This window comes from Variovorax sp. dw_954 (genome assembly GCF_018449755.1).
In the GTDB taxonomy this organism is placed as follows: Bacteria; Pseudomonadota; Gammaproteobacteria; order Burkholderiales; family Burkholderiaceae_C; genus Variovorax.
Genome location: NZ_JAAVVD010000001.1, coordinates 414100 through 431501 on the forward strand (window position 1 = coordinate 414100; position 17402 = coordinate 431501).

General features: G+C 67.3%; 14 protein-coding genes. 4 read left to right on the forward strand and 10 right to left on the reverse strand.

What is annotated here, in order from left to right:
* Positions 1–7: 7 nt before the first annotated feature.
* The 4 genes from HB681_RS01860 to cphA (HB681_RS01875) form a co-directional block, all read right to left on the reverse strand.
* Positions 8–613, reverse strand: coding sequence for a hypothetical protein (locus tag HB681_RS01860; RefSeq protein ID WP_213953037.1), 606 nt, complete (start codon positions 611–613; stop codon positions 8–10).
* Positions 614–769: 156 nt separating this feature from the next.
* Positions 770–1159 (reverse strand): hypothetical protein, encoded by a 390-nt coding sequence (locus HB681_RS01865; RefSeq protein ID WP_213953038.1) that lies wholly within the window; start codon positions 1157–1159, stop codon positions 770–772.
* 351 nt (positions 1160–1510) lie between these two features.
* Complete coding sequence (gene cphA / locus HB681_RS01870; protein ID WP_213953039.1) at positions 1511–4078, reverse strand: cyanophycin synthetase; 2568 nt, start codon at positions 4076–4078, stop codon at positions 1511–1513.
* A gap of 4 nt (positions 4079–4082) precedes the next feature.
* The gene (cphA, locus tag HB681_RS01875) at positions 4083–6323 is read right to left on the reverse strand and encodes a cyanophycin synthetase (protein ID WP_213953040.1); all 2241 of its coding nucleotides are present in this window, start codon (positions 6321–6323) and stop codon (positions 4083–4085) included.
* A gap of 126 nt (positions 6324–6449) precedes the next feature.
* On the opposite strand from cphA (HB681_RS01875), the gene HB681_RS01880 reads away from it, so the two are divergent.
* Together HB681_RS01880 and HB681_RS01885 are read left to right on the forward strand one after the other, a co-directional pair.
* Positions 6450–8723, forward strand: coding sequence for an ABC transporter ATP-binding protein (locus HB681_RS01880; protein ID WP_213953041.1), 2274 nt, complete (start codon positions 6450–6452; stop codon positions 8721–8723).
* Positions 8720–9181 carry a DUF1854 domain-containing protein gene (locus tag HB681_RS01885; protein WP_213953042.1) on the forward strand — a complete coding sequence of 154 codons (462 nt, stop codon included), beginning with the start codon at positions 8720–8722 and terminating at the stop codon, positions 9179–9181. Before HB681_RS01880 ends, HB681_RS01885 begins: the two co-directional genes overlap by 4 nt.
* 131 nt (positions 9182–9312) lie before the next feature.
* Here the strand turns inward: HB681_RS01885 and HB681_RS01890 are convergent, their stop codons facing one another.
* Positions 9313–10545 carry a DUF1254 domain-containing protein gene (locus HB681_RS01890; protein WP_213953043.1) on the reverse strand — a complete coding sequence of 411 codons (1233 nt, stop codon included), beginning with the start codon at positions 10543–10545 and terminating at the stop codon, positions 9313–9315.
* Between the two features lie 297 nt (positions 10546–10842).
* Here HB681_RS01890 and HB681_RS01895 point away from each other — a divergent pair, with 297 nt between their 5' ends.
* Complete coding sequence (locus HB681_RS01895; RefSeq protein WP_213953044.1) at positions 10843–11070, forward strand: hypothetical protein; 228 nt, start codon at positions 10843–10845, stop codon at positions 11068–11070.
* On the opposite strand, the gene HB681_RS37900 is transcribed toward HB681_RS01895, so the two are convergent.
* Both HB681_RS37900 and HB681_RS01905 read right to left on the reverse strand, forming a co-directional pair.
* Entirely contained in the window at positions 11037–11486 is a 450-nt protein-coding gene (locus HB681_RS37900) for a hypothetical protein (RefSeq protein ID WP_256734786.1), read from the reverse strand. The two genes, HB681_RS01895 and HB681_RS37900, sit on opposite strands and share 34 nt — an antisense overlap.
* 19 nt (positions 11487–11505) lie before the next feature.
* Positions 11506–12714, reverse strand: a complete 1209-nt coding sequence (locus HB681_RS01905; protein WP_213953046.1) for an AGE family epimerase/isomerase — start codon at positions 12712–12714, stop codon at positions 11506–11508.
* A 92-nt stretch (positions 12715–12806) separates the two neighbouring features.
* Here HB681_RS01905 and queC point away from each other — a divergent pair, with 92 nt between their 5' ends.
* Entirely contained in the window at positions 12807–13526 is a 720-nt protein-coding gene (gene queC / locus HB681_RS01910) for a 7-cyano-7-deazaguanine synthase QueC (protein ID WP_213953047.1), read from the forward strand.
* Here queC and HB681_RS01915 read toward each other — a convergent pair.
* The 3 genes from HB681_RS01915 to argG form a co-directional block, all read right to left on the reverse strand.
* Positions 13487–13828: an antibiotic biosynthesis monooxygenase gene (locus HB681_RS01915; protein WP_213953048.1), complete on the reverse strand. Its 342-nt coding sequence runs from the start codon at positions 13826–13828 to the stop codon at positions 13487–13489. The two genes, queC and HB681_RS01915, sit on opposite strands and share 40 nt — an antisense overlap.
* 70 nt (positions 13829–13898) lie before the next feature.
* On the reverse strand, positions 13899–15668 hold the full coding sequence (locus HB681_RS01920) for an ABC transporter ATP-binding protein/permease (RefSeq protein ID WP_256734805.1): 1770 nt from the start codon (positions 15666–15668) through the stop codon (positions 13899–13901).
* Between the two features lie 198 nt (positions 15669–15866).
* Positions 15867–17207, reverse strand: coding sequence for an argininosuccinate synthase (argG, locus tag HB681_RS01925; RefSeq protein ID WP_213953050.1), 1341 nt, complete (start codon positions 17205–17207; stop codon positions 15867–15869).
* Positions 17208–17402 lie beyond the last annotated feature (195 nt).

The following is a 17402-nucleotide window of genomic DNA, read 5'->3' on the forward strand; positions in this document are numbered from 1 at the left end:
CGCGCGGCTAGGCGGCGGCGCGACCCGTCACCCACTGCCGGATGGCCCCCAGCACCTTCGAACGATCCGGCGTGCGGGAGCCGATCGGCCGCTTCCGGTAGAGCGCGCGCTCCTCCTCCAGCACCTGTTTCAGCGCGGCCACGTTCTGTTCGCTGTACGCCCACACGCCCGACACCACGAAATGCCCCGGCAGTGCGTTCGGCTTGGGCCGGATGCGTACGTTGATGGCGCCGATGCGGTCCATCGCCTCGGCGCGCTCCATGGCTTGCTGCTCGCCGCCGCCAAGAATGTCGACGCGGCGCGAGAAGGCGAAGTTGATGGCCTGGATCTGAGGGAAGCGCTCGGACACGAAGGCGCAGATCTCCAGGAAGATCAGCCGGCCCACGTGCCGGTAGTCCTGGCGCACCAGGTGTGTCGGATTGAAGGACTCGACGTGGATCTCGGTGCCGCTCTTGAGCAGCGGAACGGGCTCCAGCGTGGCCAGCAGCATGTTCCGGTCATAGACGAACATCGGCTGGTCCAGCGCATAGGGCTGCGCGCCGGGGCCGGTGATCCGGAGTTTCCTGAAATGCTGCATCGACGACGGTGTGCGGGCGCCGCGTCGGCTGGCCACGAAGGAGCCGGCCGCGATGCGCGTACTAACTCCCTGGGCCGTCGATTATTGCGCGGACGCGAGCCGTGGCGTTCGTTTTCCACTCGATGACCCCAGCCTCTGCGCCCGGGCTTGACAATCCCGGAAAGCCGCAATCTCGGCGGCGGCGGAAAGGGCTCAATTGACCGGCGTGACCGTCTCGCGGATCACCCCGCCGCCCAGCACGCTGCCCTCGATGCTGCTCACGCCCGTGCCCGTCACGCGTTGCTCGCAGGCGAGCCGCTCAGCCGGCGGTTGCAACTGGCACCGGGCCAATGCGTTCTGCTGATACGAGGCCGGTGCAGCGCTCGTCAGGCCGTTGCGACGCGCTTCCTCGCGCGCCGCGCCGGCTTCGCGTATGCAGGCGGCATGGTCTTGCTGGATCGTGTTGCAAACGGCCAGTTCGTTTTGATAACGGGCGTCAGAGCCCGGGCCTCGCGCCGGCGGTGCGGCTACGGCGGCGGCGCTGGCGAGCGTCGTGGTGATCGCCAGCGCCAGAAAGCGGGTGCGGAAAGCGGTTGAAGACATGGATGCGCTCCTGTTGGATGGGCCCGACCAGAAGGTCGAGCCGGTATGCAAGCATGGCCTGCGCATGACTGAAACCACGTCGGACGAGGCGCTCAGGAAACGGCAAGCGCTCGGCAAATCCCGTCGGACAAATCCTTCAGGGGCTTACTCAGCGGGTCATCGCCGCACCGGCCCGAGAAGGTGTGAAGATATCGTAGCGAGGGCGCCGAGGTCGGGTCTGAGGCGCGGAACCGCACTCCCGTGCGGTGACAACGAAGTTGCGGCGAGGCTGACAACTGCGAAGCGCTTGTCGTGCCGGAGCCAACACCGCAGACCCGAGATCGGCGTCCGCAGTAGAAAGATTCATGCCTTCTAACCGGCGGCGATGCGCTTGGCCAGGTGCGCCAGCGCTTCCTCCACCTGGTCGACCAGGATCAACGACAAATCGCCCGGCTGCAGGCGTTCCAGCGCCAGGTCGATGGCGATGAACTCCCCGCGGATTTCCTCGATGTGGCGCGTGCGGCCCGCGCCGGCCAGGCCCTGCCGCAGCAGCGCCATCACCTCGCCGTCGGCACGGCCGCGCTGGGCCGCGTCCTGGTAGAGGATCACGTCGTCGAAGGCCTCGCCGAGGATGGCGGTCTGGTCGCGGATGTCGCTGTCGCGCCGGTCGCCCGCGCCGCTGATGACCACCGAGCGCTTCTTCGCCGGCATGGTGTCGACGGCGGACACCAGCGCCTTCATGGCGTCGGTGTTGTGACCGTAGTCGGCGATCACGGTCGCGCCTCGGAACTCCATGACGTTGAAGCGCCCGGGCACGCCGGCCGCGTCGTTCTTGAAGCTGGCCAGGCCGCCGCGGATGGTGTCCCAGTCCATGCCGATGGACCATGCCGCGCCCACCGCCGCCATCACGTTCTCGACCTGGAACATCAACGTGCCGCTGCGGGTGATCGGCACGTCGCGCAGCGGCACGCGTTCGCGCCACGAGCCCTCGGCGGCCACCAGCGTGTCGTTGTCGACGTAGATGGTGCGCTTGCCCTGGGCCCGGTGCGTGGCCATCACCGGATGCTGGCGGTCGGCCGTGAAGAACACGATGCTGCCGGGGCAACCGCCCGCCATCGCGGCCACGTTGGGATCGGCCGCGTTCAGCACCGCGTAGCCCTTGGGCGCCACGTTGCGCACGATCACGCGCTTGAGCACGGCCAGGTCTTCCACCGTGGTGATGTAGTTGAGCCCGAGGTGGTCGCCGCTGCCGACGTTGGTCACCACGGCCACCTGGCAGCGGTCGAAGCCGAGGCCTTCGCGCAGCACGCCGCCGCGCGCGACTTCGAACACGGCCGCATCCACGTCCGGGTGCAGCAGCACGTTGCGCGCGCTCTTGGGGCCGCTGCAGTCGCCGCTGTCGGTCTGCCGGCCGTCGACGTAGACGCCGTCGGTGTTGGTCATGCCGGTGCGCAGTCCGCTGGAGGCGAGCAGGTGGTTGACGAGGCGTGCCGTGGTGGTCTTGCCGTTGGTGCCGGTCACGGCGATGACCGGGATGCGGCCGTCGTCGCCCGGCGCGAACATGGTGTTGATGACCGCCTCGCCGACCGCCCGGCCACGGCCGAACGAGGGCGAGATGTGCATGCGCAGGCCCGGTGCGGCATTCACCTCGACCACGCCGCCGTGCTGCTCCTCCAGCGGGCTCAGCACGTTCTCGCAGACCATGTCGACGCCGCAGATGTGCAAGCCCACCATCTGCGCCGCATCGACCGCGCGTGCGGCGATCTCGGGGTGCACGGTGTCGGTGACATCGGTGGCGCTGCCGCCGGTCGAGAGGTTCGCGTTGTTGCGCAGCACCACGCGCTGGCCGCGGGTGGGCACGCTGTCGGGCGTCAGGCCCTGCGCCTCCAGGCGGCCGACCGCGATGTCGTCGAGCCGGATCTTGGTGAGCGAGGTGGCATGGCCTTCACCGCGGCGCGGGTCGAGGTTCACCGTCGCGACGAGCTGGCGCACCGTGGACGTGCCATCGCCGATCACCTGGGGCGGATCGCGGCGCGCGGCGGCCACGAGCTTGTCGCCCACCACGAGCAGGCGGAAGTCGAAGCCGGGCAGGAATTTCTCGACCATCACCTCGCCGTACTCGGCCGCCGACGCGAAGGCCGCATCGAGCTGTTCGCGCGAGGTGATGTTGACCGTGACGCCCTTGCCCTGGTTGCCGTCCTGCGGCTTGACCACCACCGGCAGGCCCACGTCCTGCGCGGCGGCCCAGGCGTCGTCCGGGTCGGCCACGGGGCGGCCCAGCGGCACCGGCACGCCGGCCGCGTTGAGCAGTTGCTTGGTGAGCTCCTTGTCCTGCGCGATCGATTCGGCCACCCCGCTGGTGCTGTCGATCTCGGCCGCCTGGATGCGCCGCTGCTTGGCGCCCCAGCCGAACTGCACCAGGCTGCCGCTGGTGAGGCGCCGGTACGGAATGCCGCGCGCCACGGCCGCATCCACGATGGAGCCGGTGCTGGGGCCGAGGCGTTCCGATTCGTCGAGGTCGCGCAGCTCGGCCACGGCGGCCCTGGCGTCGAAGGCGGTGTCGTCGAGCGCGGCCTGGATCAGTTGCTCGGCCTGCCTGAAGGCGAGCCGGCCCACGGCTTCTTCCGAGTACTGCACGGTGACCTGGTAGACGCCGGCTTCGGTGGTCGGCGCGGTGTGGCCGAAGCTCACTTGGCAGCCGGCCTGCGTCTGCAAGGCGATGGCGGCGTTCTCCAGCACGTGGGCCAGGGCCAGCGGATGGCCGTGCACGATCGGATGCAATTCGCCGATGTCCGGGAACAGGGCGCGCAGGCGGGCTTCGAAGCCGGGGAGTTTCTCGATCGCGTTTTCGTCGCCGGGGCAGGCCACGATGGCTTCGATGGCGGTGTGGCGGCTCCAGAGGTTCGGGCCGCGCAGGGCGCGAGTGCGTGTGACTTCCATGGGGTCAGGCGTGTTGTTTTTCTTGAAAGGGAGCGGACTGGGACAGTTGCAGCGATGCGAGCGCGGCCTGCAGGTCGGATTCGAAGGCTTCGACACCGGCGCCGATCAGGTTGAGCGGAATGCCCAGCGCCCAGGCGGCCGCCACCGCGGCCAGCAGGCTGTCGATGCTCACGCCGACGTGGCTGGCGCGCCAGAGGGTCAGGCGGCCCAGGCCGGGCAGGAAGGATTCGCTGCTGCCATTGGCCAGCACCACGCGGTCCTGCCGCACGATTACGGACTTGCCGCCCGCATCGCGGTGCGCGGCGAGCGGCTCGGCGCCTGCGTCGCTGGCGTAGAGGATGACGGCGCCGTCGCACAGCGGCGCCAGCCCGGCCACGCGCGGATCGGCCGCGTTGAGCACTGCCGTGCCCTCGGGCAGCACCACGTCGACCTGGGTGCGCAGCACCTTGACCATCTGGTCGCTCTCGGTGATGTCGTATTCGGCCAGGCTCTCCGCGCCTTCGAGGTCGGTCACGATGCCGACCTGGCAGCGGTCATAGGCCAGGCCGTCGCGCAGGATTGTCCCGGCGCCGCTTTCGATCACCACGGCCTGCACCGCGCGGTTCACCAGCAGGCGGTGCCCGGCTTCCCAGTTGGCGCTGTCGCGCGCATCGACGCGGCGCCGCGCGAGAAACAGGCCGTCGCGGCAGGCGAGGCCGGTGTGGCGTCCGCCGAGATCGATCAGCCACGCGACCAGGCGCGCCAGCACGGCCGTGTCCTGCGAGCCGGTGACGCCGACGACCGGGATACGGCCAGGCGCATCGTCCGGGAACAGGTGGTCGCAGATGGCGCGGCCGACCGGTCGCGGCGAGCCGACGGCCGGCTTCAGGTGCATCAGCAGCCCGGGCCCGGCATTGACCTCGACGATGGCGCCGCCCTGCGGCCCGAGCGGGCGCGAGATGTCCTGCGCGACCAGGTCGATGCCCGCGATGTCGAGGCCGACCACGCGTGCCGCCAGCGAGGCCGCATGCGCCACCTCCGGATGAACCTGGTCGGTGCAATCGACGCCGAGGTTGCCGTTGCGCTGGATGACGACGACCTGCCCGGCCTGGGGCACCGACTTCACGTCGAGCTTCTGCCGCTGCAGTTCGAGCAGCAGCTTGGAGTCGGTGTTGACGTCGATGAAGTCGAGCGGGTATTCCTCTTCCACGCCGCGCCGTGGGTCACTGTTGAGCTGGCTGTCGATCAGCGCCGCCACGTTGGCCTGGCCATCGCCCGTCACCGTGATGATCTCGCCGCGCGCCGCCGCCACGACCTGGCCGCCGACCACCAGCAGCCGGTGCTCCGAGCCGCGGATGAAGCGCTCGACCATCACGTCGCTGCCCTCCGGCTCGGCCACCGCGAAGGCAGCCTCGACTTCCTCGCGTGTCGTCAGTTCGAGCGAGACGCCGCGGCCATGGTTGGCGTCGGACGGCTTCACGACCACCGGCAGCCCGATGTCTTCCGCCGCCTCCCAGGCTTCCGCCGCGTCGGCCACGACCTGGCCTTCGGGCACCGGTACGCCGCAGCCCGCGAGCAAAGACTTGGTCAGTTCCTTGTCGCTGGCGATCGATTCGCCGATGGCGCTGGTGTAGTCGGTCTCGGCGGTCCAGATGCGCTGCTGCGCCGAGCCGTAGCCCAGCTGCACCAGGTTGCCGTCGTTGAGCCGGATGTGCGGGATGCCGCGGTCCGTGGCCGCGCCGACGATGCAGGCGGTGCTCGGGCCGAGGTAGCAGTCCTCGACCTTGCCCTTGACCACGTCGACGCAGGCTTGCACGTCGGCGGCGGTGAACGGGTCGTTGTTGATGGCCGCCATCAGCAGGCGATGACCCTCGGCCAGTGCGGCGCGGGCCACTTCTTCGTCGCGTGCTCGGAACACCATGCGGTAGACGCCGGTCTTCGAGGTGCTGCGGGTCTGGCCGAAGCCGGTGGGCATGCCGGCCAGGTTGAGCAGCTCGATCACCACGTGCTCCAGCACATGGCCCGCCCACGTGCCTTCGACGAGACGCTGGATGAATCCGCCGCGCTCGCCGACGCCGCAATGGTGCTCGATGAGGGCGGGCAGCAAGGCGGTCAGTCGGTCGGTGAAGCCCGCGACCTGGTTGGATGGAAAGTCTTCCAGCCGGCCCAGATCGAGCCACACTTCGAGCACGGGGCGGTAGGTCCAGAGATTGGGGCCGCGCAAATAGCGGATGCGAGGGAGCTGGATGTCGTCGAAACGGGTCATGAAAACGTTCGATGTGTTTGGTCTATTGCGGGGCCGCCTTCAGGCGTGCCCTCCGCGATGGGTCAGAATCGGCGCCCATCGAGCGCCATGATGCGGCCTGCTGCGGGCCAGAGTTACGAAACCACAATGCAACATCACGATCCAGTCGGCACCCCGGAGGGTGAAGCAGGAGCGGCCTTGAAAAGTCGGCTCACAGCCGCGGAAAACGTTCTGGCCACGCTCACGGTTGACCTCGACGGCGAACTCCGCTTCGGCAACGGCCTGCTTGCGCTGACCGATTCACGCCTGCTCGCACGCGACCCCGATGGTAGCTGGCGCGAGTGGGCCTTGGCGCCTGCCGGCCAGGTACTCCATTTGATTGACCATGCGGGCGTCGGCACGCTCGACTTCCTCGACGACACGGCCTTGCTGGGCCGCTGGCGCTACACGCTGGCGCACCAGGCCGCCGCGCTGCGCCTGCTCAAGCTGTTCGAGCAGCGCGCCGCCAGCGCCGCGCAAGTGAGCGCCGCCGCCGCCGAGGCTGCCGAACGCGACGACATCGCCGCCGGCGAGACCGAAGCGCAGAAGCCGCCCTCGACCTGGGTCCTGTTGCGCCTGGGCCGCTTTGCCAAGCCCTACCGCAAACAGCTCATCACCGGCTTCCTGCTCACGCTGGCCTCGACCGCGGCCACGCTGGTGCCACCCTACCTCACCATCCCGCTGATGGACGACATCCTGATCCCGTTCCAGAACGGGCAGCAGATCGCGGTGGCCAAGGTGGTGATGTTCCTGGGGGCGCTGCTGGTGTCGGCACTGGCCGGCTGGGCGCTGGGCTGGGCGCGCACCTACCTGCTGGCGCTGGTGTCGGAGCGCATCGGGGCAGACCTGCGCACCACCACCTACGAGCACCTGCTGACGCTGCCGCTTGACTACTTTGGTGGCAAGCGCACCGGCGACCTGATGGCGCGCATCGGCTCCGAAACCGACCGCATCAACGTTTTCCTCTCGTTGCATGCGCTGGACTTCCTCACCGACGTGCTGATGATCGCGATGACGGCCATCATCCTGGTGTCGATCAACCCGCTGCTGGCGGTGGTCACGCTGGTGCCCTTGCCTTTCATCGCCTGGATGATCCACGTCGTGCGCGATCGCCTGCGCACCGGCTTCGAGAAGATCGACCGCGTGTGGAGCGAAGTCACCAACGTGCTGGCCGACACCATTCCCGGCATCCGCGTGGTCAAGGCCTTCGCGCAGGAAAAACGCGAGGCGGATCGCTTTCGCGAGGCCAACAAGTACAACCTTCAGGTCAACGACAAACTCAACAAGACCTGGTCGCTGTTCACGCCGAGCGTGTCCTTGCTCACCGAGATCGGCCTTCTCGTGGTGTGGGGCTTCGGCATCTGGCAGGTGGCGCGTGGGCGCATCACTGTGGGTGTGTTGACGGCCTTCATCGCCTACATCGGGCGCTTCTACACGCGGCTGGATTCGATGAGCCGCATCGTCTCGGTCACGCAGAAGGCGGCCGCCGGCGCCAAGCGTATCTTCGACATCCTCGACCATGTGAGCAACGTGCCGGAGCCGGCGAATCCGGTGAAAGTCGACAAGATCAGGGGCCAGATCGAGATGAAGGGCCTGGGCTTCCGCTACGGCTCGCGCGCGGTCATCCGCGACCTCGACCTGGTGATCGAACCGGGCGAGATGATCGGGCTGGTGGGCCACAGCGGCTCGGGCAAGAGCACGCTGGTGAACCTGATCTGCCGCTTCTACGACGTGACCGATGGCGCCATCAAGGTCGACGGCACCGACATCCGCCGCTTCGCCGTGGCCGACTACCGGCGGCATGTGGGGCTGGTGCTGCAGGAGCCCTTCCTGTTCTTCGGCACCATCGCGCAGAACATCGCCTACGGCAAGCCGGATGCCACGCGCGAGGAGATCGTGGCCGCTGCGCGGGCGGCCCATGCGCATGATTTCATCCTGCGTCTTGCGCATGGCTACGACTCGTTGGTGGGCGAGCGCGGGCAGGGCCTGTCGGGCGGCGAGCGCCAGCGCATCAGCATTGCGCGGGCCTTGCTGATCGACCCGCGCATCCTGATCCTCGACGAAGCCACGTCGGCGGTGGACACCGAGACTGAGAAGGAAATCCAGAAGGCGCTCGACAACCTCGTGAAGGGCCGCACCACCATCGCGATCGCGCACCGCTTGTCGACCTTGCGCAAGGCCGATCGGCTGGTGGTGATGGACCGCGGCGAGGTCGTCGAGGTCGGGCCACACGACGCGTTGATGGAGAAGCAGGGCGCCTACTGGCGGCTGTACCAGGCGCAACTTCGGCAGGCTGACGACGAGGAAGAAGCGCAGGAGCAACGCAGCGAGGTTTCCGCCGTGCTGCACACGCACGCGGCGCATCCGGCGGGGCACGCATGAACATTCATATCGAACGCGATGCATTCGGCCATCTCGTGCTGACCGACGTGGACGGCGAGCGGCACGTCGGCATCGTGCCGGTGCGCGCCTTTCCACTGACGGCGCCGGACCACGGCATCTCGCTGGTCGGCAGCGACGGCAAGGAGCAGGTGTGGGTCGACCGCATCGAAGACCTGCCGGCCGGCACGCGCGCCTTGCTGCTGGAGGAGCTTGCCGCACGCGACTTCGCGCCTACCTTGCAGAAGCTGCACCGCGTGTCGAGCTTCGGCGTGCCGAGCACGTGGTTCATCTCCACCGATCGCGGCGAAACCAGCTTCGTGCTGAAGGCCGAGGAAGACATCCGCCGGCTCGAAGGCGGCGCCTTGCTCATCGGCAGCGCGCAGGGCGTCCAGTTCCGCATTGCCGACGTGAAGGCGCTGGACCGGGCGTCGAAGAAGCTGCTCGAGCGCTTCTTGTGAATTCAGAAGGCGTGAAGACTTCATAGCGAGGGCGCCGAGGTCGGGTCGAGCAGCGCAGCTGTACGTCGGTACGGCGGGCAGCGCAGGCCCGAGTTCGGTGGCCGCAGTAGAAGGATTCGCACCTTCGGCGGCTACTGCCCTGCAACAGGCGTCAGCGGCGGCAGCTTCCACGTCCCGTTCATCGCCGCTTCGCTGGGGCCATAGATGCGCCCGACGGCGCTGTACCTGCCCTCCGGCGTCGGCAGCCAGTTGGACTCCTTCTCGGCGCCTGGCGATGCATGGCCGAGGTACAACGTGAGGCCGCCGTCTGCATCGCGCTTCAGCCCCTGCGTGCGGTCGCCTATCGAATAGCGCTTGAGCGGATTGGCATAGAGAAAGCGGTCGGGCAGCGTGTAGAGGGTCATCGACCAGAAGAACCTGGCGGGCGGGAGTTGTCCCGGCGCGAAGTGAATCGTCGACAGCTTGCTGCCATCGCCGAGATAGCCGCCGTACCAGGCCTCGGCGAGCGAGTTGCCGTACAGGCCCTTTTCCGCGGCGACGGCGCGGATCAGGTAGTCGTTCTTCAGTTCCGCCCGGCTGCCGAAGATGCCGTTGGAAGAGAGCGTGACCTTCGACTTCGCGGCCAACGCCTCCTTCGCGTCCGACACGCCGTCGTCGATGGCGGCCAGGGTCGCGGGCGGCAGCTTGGTCGCGTCGAAGGGCAGGCCGGGTCCGATGCCGATGGTCGCGAAGCGCTTCATCAGGTCGACCTCGCTGGGGTGCGGCGGTTGCGTGAATTGCAGCAGGAAGTTGAGATAGCCGATGAAGTCGCGCGAGCGTGCCTTGGCAACGTCGTACGGCGGCAGGGCGATCGTCGGCGCCGCCGGTGGTGCAGCGGTCTTCAGGAAGCTGCTCAAGGGTTGCAGCTTCATGCCGGCCTGCACGGCCTTCACCGCTTCCACATCGTCCGGCCCATTGAGCGCGGTGCGGGTCAATGACAAGACGATGTCCGTCTCGGAATGGAAGACCTGCTGGATGCCGGGTGGCGTCTCGCCTTTCCAGCGAGGGCCGGCGAACAGGTAGTTGCCTGCCTGGTTGCCCGTCGCCCGCGAACCGATGTAGGCGAAGTTGTGCGTGAACAGGTCGATCCATTGCTGGACGTAGTAGCGCTTGCCGGGCACTGCAGGAACGCTCACGACCCAGGGCTCGGCGCGCAAGTCCAGCCAGGCCCACGAGTACGGGGTGTCGTTGTTGGGCGTCACGATGTCCCGGTTCTCGGGCGTGAACGCCTCCGAATAGTGGCGGAACCTGCCGAAGCCGCCCACGTACTCGCGCCCCGCCGGGTCGGAGAGTTGCTTGTACATGGTGTTGTAGCCCTCGGTCATCGCGAAGGCATAGATGTAGGCCTCCTTGGCGATGGCGCGAGTTTCAGCAGGGGACGGCGGCGGCGTCTGCGCGGCGGCCGGCTACCCGACAAGAAGACCGATTCCCAGAGCCACGGCGCCTGTGGATTTTGAAAGCATCGTTTGTCCTTTCGGTTGGCAGGGTGCGCAGCTTAAGTCGGGCTTGCACTCGCGCGCCACCTTCGCGGGATTTGGCCCGATTTCTCCCGTAGCCGGGGCTTTCATCGTGTGCGATCAAATCCGATAGACTGCATCACTTTCAATAAAATGCATCAAACTATGCGCACCACGGTTACGCTCGAAGATGACGCCTTTGGCCTTGCGCAAAGCTACGCTCAGGCGCGCGCGCTCAAACTGGGGCAAGCGATCTCCGAATTGATCCGCCGCGGAAGCGGCGAGCGTCTTCCCATGCGCAAGGTGGGCGGGGCCTGGGTATTCGATCTGCCGGCAGATACCCCCACGGCAACCGAGCGTCAGGTCAAGAGCTTGCTGGACGAAGCGCCTTGAGCTATTTGCTGGATGCGAACGCTCTGATTGCCTTGGCGTGGCCGGCGCACGAACACCACGAACGGATGATTCGGTGGTTCAAATCGCACGCTCGCCAGGGGTGGTCGACTTGCGCGCTCACGCAGGGTGCGTTCCTGCGTGTCATTTGCCAGCCGGCGTTCGCAGGGCGACTCGTGGAAGTCAGCGAGGTCGCGGAACTCCTTTTGCGAAATACCGCTCACCCGCATCACCAGTTTCTGCCCCTTGATTTCGGGTTTGCAGAAGTATTGGGTCATTGCACCGGCGGCGTGCGTGGCCACCGCCAGATCACGGATGCGTGGTTGCTGACGCTCGCCGCTCGACATGGCATGAAGTTGCTGACCTTCGACACGGCGATCTTGCAACTGCTTGCCAGCGTTGCAGAGCGCGAGCTGCATCTGAGCGTGCCCTCTTGAATCAACGCAACCCGAGCCCTCGCAGCACGTCGTAGCACGCGCCCATCGTGTGGTAGTCGGTCTTGCCGGCGGGGCTCTTGTGGTCTGACAGCGCGCGGTTGTCGTTGCCGCGCTTGAAGTACCAGGCGCCGTGCTGGTGGTCGATCATGTGGGCCCAGCTGTAGGCCCAGATGCGGTCGTACCAGTCCCAGTACGCCGGCTCGCCCGTGCGCAAGCCCAGCAGCGCGGCGGCGGCGAGGCTCTCGGCCTGCACCCAGAAATACTTTTCGCCGTCGCACACCTGCCCGTCGGGTGCGCTGCCGTAGACCAGGCCGCCGTGGGCGTGATCCCAGCCGCGTTGCATGGCGGTGTCGAAGAAGTGGCGCGCGGTCGGCAGCAACCATGCGGGGCGCCGTGCTTCGGGCAGGCGCGCCTCCAGCTGCAGCAGCAGCTTGGTCCATTCGGTGAGGTGGCCGATCTGGTAGCCCCAGGGGCGGAAGATGTTGGTGTTGTCGTGGCGGTTGTAGTCCCAGTCGACCGACCAGTCGCTGCGGTAGTGCTCCCACACCAGCCCGCCGCCGAGCGCGGCCTGGCGTTGGGCGATGTTTTCGGCGAGCGTGACGGCGCGTGCGAGGAAGGCCTCGTCGCCGGTGGCTTCGTGCGCCGCGAGCATGGCTTCGCAGCCGTGCATGTTGGCGTTCTGGCCGCGGTAGTCGCTGAGTTGCCAGTCGGGCGTGGCGTCGTCGGCATAGAGACCGTGGGCCGGTTCCCAGAAGCGCTGTTCCATCAGCGCGAAAGTCGCGTCCAGTCCGGCACGCGCTTCGCTGGCGCCGGCCATCAGCGCATGCGCATGGGCCAGCAGCACGAAGGCGAGCCCGTAGCAATGCCGGGTGCCGTCCTTCACGCTGGCGCGTTGGCCGTCCCAATCGATGATCCAGGCATGGCCGCCTTGCGGCTGCGCGTGGGCGTGCTGCAGGAAGCGCAGGCCATGGCGCACGATGTCCAGGTCGCGCGGACGCTCCGTGGCACCGAACTGCCGCAGCGCCATCGCATGGTTGAACACGAAGCGCGTGCTGCTGACCAGGTGCCGCGTGCGCGTGTCGAACACCACGCCGTCATCGCGGAAGTAGTGGAAGAACCCGCCGCTCGGGTCGACGTCGCGCCCGTCGTAGAACGCCAGCGTGTGGCGGATGTGGTCCAGCAGGAATTCGGGTGATCGGAAGTCGGGCATGGTGTCTTGACGTTGGGTCGAATGCCAGTGTCGGCGATTCGGCGAAACTTGCGGGCTCGCCCTGCAGCGCTCCATCGGGGGATTTTTTCAAGATGCACACCACCGCACTCGTCCTTTTCTCTGGCGGCCAGGATTCCACCACTTGCCTGGCGCAGGCGCTGTCGAAGTACGAACGCGTCGAGACGTTGGGCTTCGACTACAGCCAGCGCCATCACATCGAGATGGATGCGCGCCGCGTGGTGCTCGCGAACCTGCGCGAGCGCTTTCCGCAATGGGCGCCGCGCATGGGCGAGGACCACGTGCTCACGCTGGCGGCGCTGCAGCAACTCGGCGGCTCGTCGCTCACCGACGAGGTCGCCTTCGCGATGCAGGCGGACGGCCTGCCAAACACCTTCGTGCCGGGGCGCAACCTGCTGTTCCTGACGCTGGCCGGCGCGCTGGCCTACCGGCGCGGCCTGCAGGTGATCGTCACGGGTGTCTGCGAAACCGATTTCTCCGGCTACCCCGACTGCCGCGACGACACGATGAAGGCCATGCAGATCGCGTTGTCGCTCGGGCTGGAACGGCGCCTGCTGATCGAGACGCCGCTGATGTGGATCGACAAGGCCGACACCTGGAAGCTGGCGCACGCGCTCGGCGGGCAGGCGCTGATCGACCTGATCGTCGAGGACACCCACACCTGCTACCTCGGCGACCGCGTGCATCGCCACGCGTGGGGCTACGGCTGCGGCACCTGCCCGGCCTGCGACCTGCGCCAGCGCGGGTGGGCGCGCTATTTGGAGCGCGAGGCGAACGCGTCGTCCAGCCCGTAGTCGCGCTCGACCTTGCAGATGCGCGTCTTGTAGTCGCTGTACCAGGTGCTGCGGCCGGTCTGCTGGGCGAACAGGTGCTCGGCGTTGGCCTTCCAGGCACGGATCGATTCGAGGTCACGCCAATAGCTCACGGTGAGGCCGAGCCCCTCGCGCGCCGACTCGATGCCGAGGTAGCCGGGCTGCTGTGCGGCGAGCTCGCCCATGCGCTGCGCCATCGCGCCGTAGCCGTTGTCGCCCTCGGTGCGCAGCGACGTGAAGATGACGGCGTAGTAGGGCGGCTCGGGTGTATTGGCGATGGTCATGGGTGCGTCTTTCAGCCTGCGGCCTGTCCCGCCAGTCGGCAGCAATGCCTGGGGCGGCCCGGCGCCGCGCTCACGCAGGCGCTCCTTGCGTGACCAGGCGATAGCGAGGCGCTTCCCCGTCCCCCTGCGGCGCCAGCGTCCAGCGCTGGCGATGGTGGTCGCCGACGGCGGCGCGGTGGGCGATGGAGACCATCGCGCCGCCGGCCTGCTGCACGGTCGCCGTCAGCCTTTCGTACAGGGTGCTCTCGGCCTCCGCATCGAGCGCGCTGGTGGCCTCGTCCGCGAACAGCCAGGCCGGCTTCTTGAGCAGCACCCGCGCAATTGCCAGGCGCTGCCGTTCGCCGCCCGACAGCTTCTGGCTCCAGGCGTCGCTGTCGTCCAGCCGGCTCGCCAACTGCGGCAACAAGGCATCGTCGAGCGCCTTGCGCAGCGCCTCGTCGCTGAAGTCCGAGGCGGGGCTGGGATAGGCCAGTGCATCGCGCAAGGTGCCGTCCGGCACATAGGGCCGCTGCGGAATGAACATCGCGTTGTCGGGCACGCTCATATGCCCTTTCGCAAAGGGCCAGATGCCGGCGAAGGCGCGGAACAGGGTCGACTTGCCGCTGCCCGACGGCCCTTGCAGCAACACGCTGTCGCCGGCTTGCACGCTGAGCGCCGCATTGGCGAGCAACTGCGTGCCGTTGGGCAGCGCGACGCTCAGGTCGTCGGTGTGCAGCGACGAGGCACCTGGCTCGCGCGCCAGCGAATCGTGGGTCTTCGCATGGGCCTCCATGGCGTCATCGAAGCTGGTCAGGCGATCGGCGGTGGCACGCCAGACGGCCACGCGGTCGTAGTTGTCGACGAACCACGAGAGCGCGTCCTGCACTGTGTTGAAGGTGCGCGAGACCTGCATCAGCTCGCCGAACTGGATCGCGCCGCTGAAGAAGCGCGGCGCCGCCAGGAAGAACGGGAACACCACCGACAGCTGCGCGAACGACGAGGTGAAGGCCACCAGGTTCTTCTGCTGCTTGATCAGCGACAGGTAGTTGCGCAGCACGCTGCCGAAGCGCAGGTCGAGCTGGCCGTGCTCGACCTTCTCGCCGCGGTCCAGCGCGATCGCCTCGCTGTTCTCGCGCACGCGGATCAGGTGGTGCCGGAAGTCGGCCTCGTAGCGCTGCTGGTTGAAGTTGAGGCCGATCAGCGGACGCCCGATGAAGTGCGTGAGGGTCGTGCCGACCACGCAATAGATCAACGCCACCCAGACCATGTAGCCGGGGATGGTGATGTCATGCCCGCCGAGCGCGAACGAGAACGGGCCCGACAGGCTCCACAGGATGCCGATGAAAGTGACCAGCGTCACGACCGAGTTCAGGATGCCCATCGACAGCGTCACCGTGTAGTCGGTGAAGAGCTGCATGTCCTCCTGGATGCGCTGGTCGGGGTTGTCGGCGGTGGCCTGGCCCTTGCCTTGGCCCGAAGCGCCCGCGGCGGCGGTGTAGCGCGCCAGTTCCAGCCGGTAGAAGGTGCGGTTGGCGAGCCAGCGGCTCATGTAGCTGCGCGTCATCCAGGCGCGCCAGCGCAATTGCAACAGTTGCGTGAGGTAGTACTTCAGCACCGAGACGAGGATGCCGCCCATCGCCAGGTAGGTGAAGCGCAACAGTTGCTGCCAGAACACCTGCTGGTCCTTGGCCTGCAGCGCGTCGTAGAAGACGCGGCTCCAGTCGTTGATCAGCACCGTCACGTAGACCGTGCCGAGGTTCAGCAAGATCACCGCGAGGAACAGGGCGCGCGCCCTCCACTTTTCTTCCGACCGGAAGTAGGGCGCCGCGAGCCGGCCGATGCGGCGCACGGCACCGAGCATCGAGGTGGAAGGGGCGGGGGGGAGAGCAGTTGTAGTGGCTGTGGGAGACATGGACCGCCATCGTTGAGCCGCACGCCCGTTGCGTGCGATGGCGGCCATCCTAGCGGGGGCTTCGGCGCCTGTCTTAGGCGATGCTGAAGCCGCCCGGCTGGCGGCGTCGGCGATCCGTCTCCCCGGATGCGCCGACGCTTCGTTCGATCAGGCCTTCTTGCCGTCGTTGCCGAGTTCCGGCACCAGCGGGCTCGACCCCGGCAGCAGCAGGCCGGAACGTGCATAGCTCTGCAGCTTGTCGCGCGTGTCGACGATGTCCAGGTTGCGCATCGTGAGCTGGCCGATGCGATCCTGCGGCGAGAACGCGCCTTCGACCTTTTCCATGCTCAGCCGCTCGGGCTTGTAGGTGAGGTTCGGCGAATCGGTGTTCAGCAGCGAGTAGTCGTTGCCGCGGCGCAGTTCCACCGTCACCTCGCCGGTGATGGCGCTCGCGATCCAACGCTGCGCCGTCTCGCGCAGCATGATCGCCTGCGGGTCGAACCAGCGGCCCTGGTAGAGCAGGCGGCCGAGCTTGAGGCCGTTCATGCGGTACTGCTCGATGGTGTCCTCGTTGTGGATGCCGGTGACCAGCCGCTCGTAGGCGATGTGCAGCAGCGCGAGGCCGGGCGCCTCGTAGATGCCGCGGCTCTTGGCCTCGATGATGCGGTTCTCGATCTGGTCGCTCATGCCCAGGCCGTGGCGGCCGCCGATTCGGTTGGCTTCCATCAGCAGGTCGACCGGACTGGCGAAGGTCTTGCCGTTCAGCGCGACCGGCATGCCCTCTTCGAAACGCACCGTGACCTCTTCGGCCTTGACGACCACGTCGTCCTTCCAGAAGGCCACGCCCATGATCGGGTTGACGATCTTGATGCCGCTGTTCAGGTGCTCCAGGTCCTTGGCTTCATGCGTGGCGCCGAGCATGTTGGAGTCGGTCGAGTAGGCCTTCTCGGCCGACATCTTGTAGCCGAAGCCATGCTGCGTCATGAACGCGGACATCTCGGCGCGGCCGCCCAGTTCATCGATGAACAACTGGTCGAGCCAGGGCTTGTAGATCTTCAGCGAAGGGTTGGTGAGCAGGCCGTAGCGGTAGAAGCGCTCGATGTCGTTGCCCTTGTAGGTGCTGCCGTCGCCCCAGATGTTGACGTCGTCTTCCTTCATCGCCGCCACCAGCATCGTGCCGGTCACGGCGCGGCCGATCGGCGTGGTGTTGAAGTAGGTGATGCCGGCGGTCGAGATGTGGAAGGCGCCGGCCTGCAGCGCGGCAATGCCCTCGGCCACGAGCTGGCTGCGGCAGTCGATCAGGCGGGCCTTCTCCGCGCCGTACTCCATGGCCTTGCGCGGGATCTCGTCGTAGTCCGGCTCGTCCGGCTGGCCGAGGTTGGCGGTGTAGGCGTAGGGCACGGCGCCCTTTTGCTTCATCCAGAGCAGCGCGGCGCTGGTGTCGAGGCCGCCGGAGAACGCGATGCCGACCTTCTGGCCGACGGGAATGTGTTGGAGGATGGTGGACATGGGCAATGGGTGGGCCGAAGCCGTTGAATGGCCGTTCAACGACGGCGCAGGGAAAAATCGGGAATGGGCTATTTTCGGTGGTTTTTCGATCGGCCCATCAAGGTGCCGGATCGCCGCGGCCCGTCACACGCCAACGATCAGGCCAGCGGACTCATCAGCGCGTGATTTTCATGGCGCTGTGCGCCGAGGACAAAG

What these genes read in the sequence shown, in the direction of transcription:
- HB681_RS01885 (WP_213953042.1), top strand. Translation starts at nt 8,720, where the DNA reads ATGAACATTCATATCGAACGCGATGCATTCGGCCATCTCGTGCTGACC.
- queC (WP_213953047.1), top strand. Translation starts at nt 12,807, where the DNA reads ATGCACACCACCGCACTCGTCCTTTTCTCTGGCGGCCAGGATTCCACC.
- HB681_RS01890 (WP_213953043.1), bottom strand. Translation starts at nt 10,545, where the DNA reads ATGACCGAGGGCTACAACACCATGTACAAGCAACTCTCCGACCCGGCG.
- cphA (WP_213953040.1), bottom strand. Translation starts at nt 6,323, where the DNA reads ATGACCCGTTTCGACGACATCCAGCTCCCTCGCATCCGCTATTTGCGC.
- HB681_RS01880 (WP_213953041.1), top strand. Translation starts at nt 6,450, where the DNA reads ATGCAACATCACGATCCAGTCGGCACCCCGGAGGGTGAAGCAGGAGCG.
- HB681_RS01920 (WP_256734805.1), bottom strand. Translation starts at nt 15,668, where the DNA reads ATGCTCGGTGCCGTGCGCCGCATCGGCCGGCTCGCGGCGCCCTACTTC.
- HB681_RS01905 (WP_213953046.1), bottom strand. Translation starts at nt 12,714, where the DNA reads ATGCCCGACTTCCGATCACCCGAATTCCTGCTGGACCACATCCGCCAC.
- HB681_RS01895 (WP_213953044.1), top strand. Translation starts at nt 10,843, where the DNA reads ATGCGCACCACGGTTACGCTCGAAGATGACGCCTTTGGCCTTGCGCAA.
- HB681_RS37900 (WP_256734786.1), bottom strand. Translation starts at nt 11,486, where the DNA reads ATGCAGCTCGCGCTCTGCAACGCTGGCAAGCAGTTGCAAGATCGCCGT.
- HB681_RS01865 (WP_213953038.1), bottom strand. Translation starts at nt 1,159, where the DNA reads ATGTCTTCAACCGCTTTCCGCACCCGCTTTCTGGCGCTGGCGATCACC.
- cphA (WP_213953039.1), bottom strand. Translation starts at nt 4,078, where the DNA reads ATGGAAGTCACACGCACTCGCGCCCTGCGCGGCCCGAACCTCTGGAGC.
- argG (WP_213953050.1), bottom strand. Translation starts at nt 17,207, where the DNA reads ATGTCCACCATCCTCCAACACATTCCCGTCGGCCAGAAGGTCGGCATC.
- HB681_RS01915 (WP_213953048.1), bottom strand. Translation starts at nt 13,828, where the DNA reads ATGACCATCGCCAATACACCCGAGCCGCCCTACTACGCCGTCATCTTC.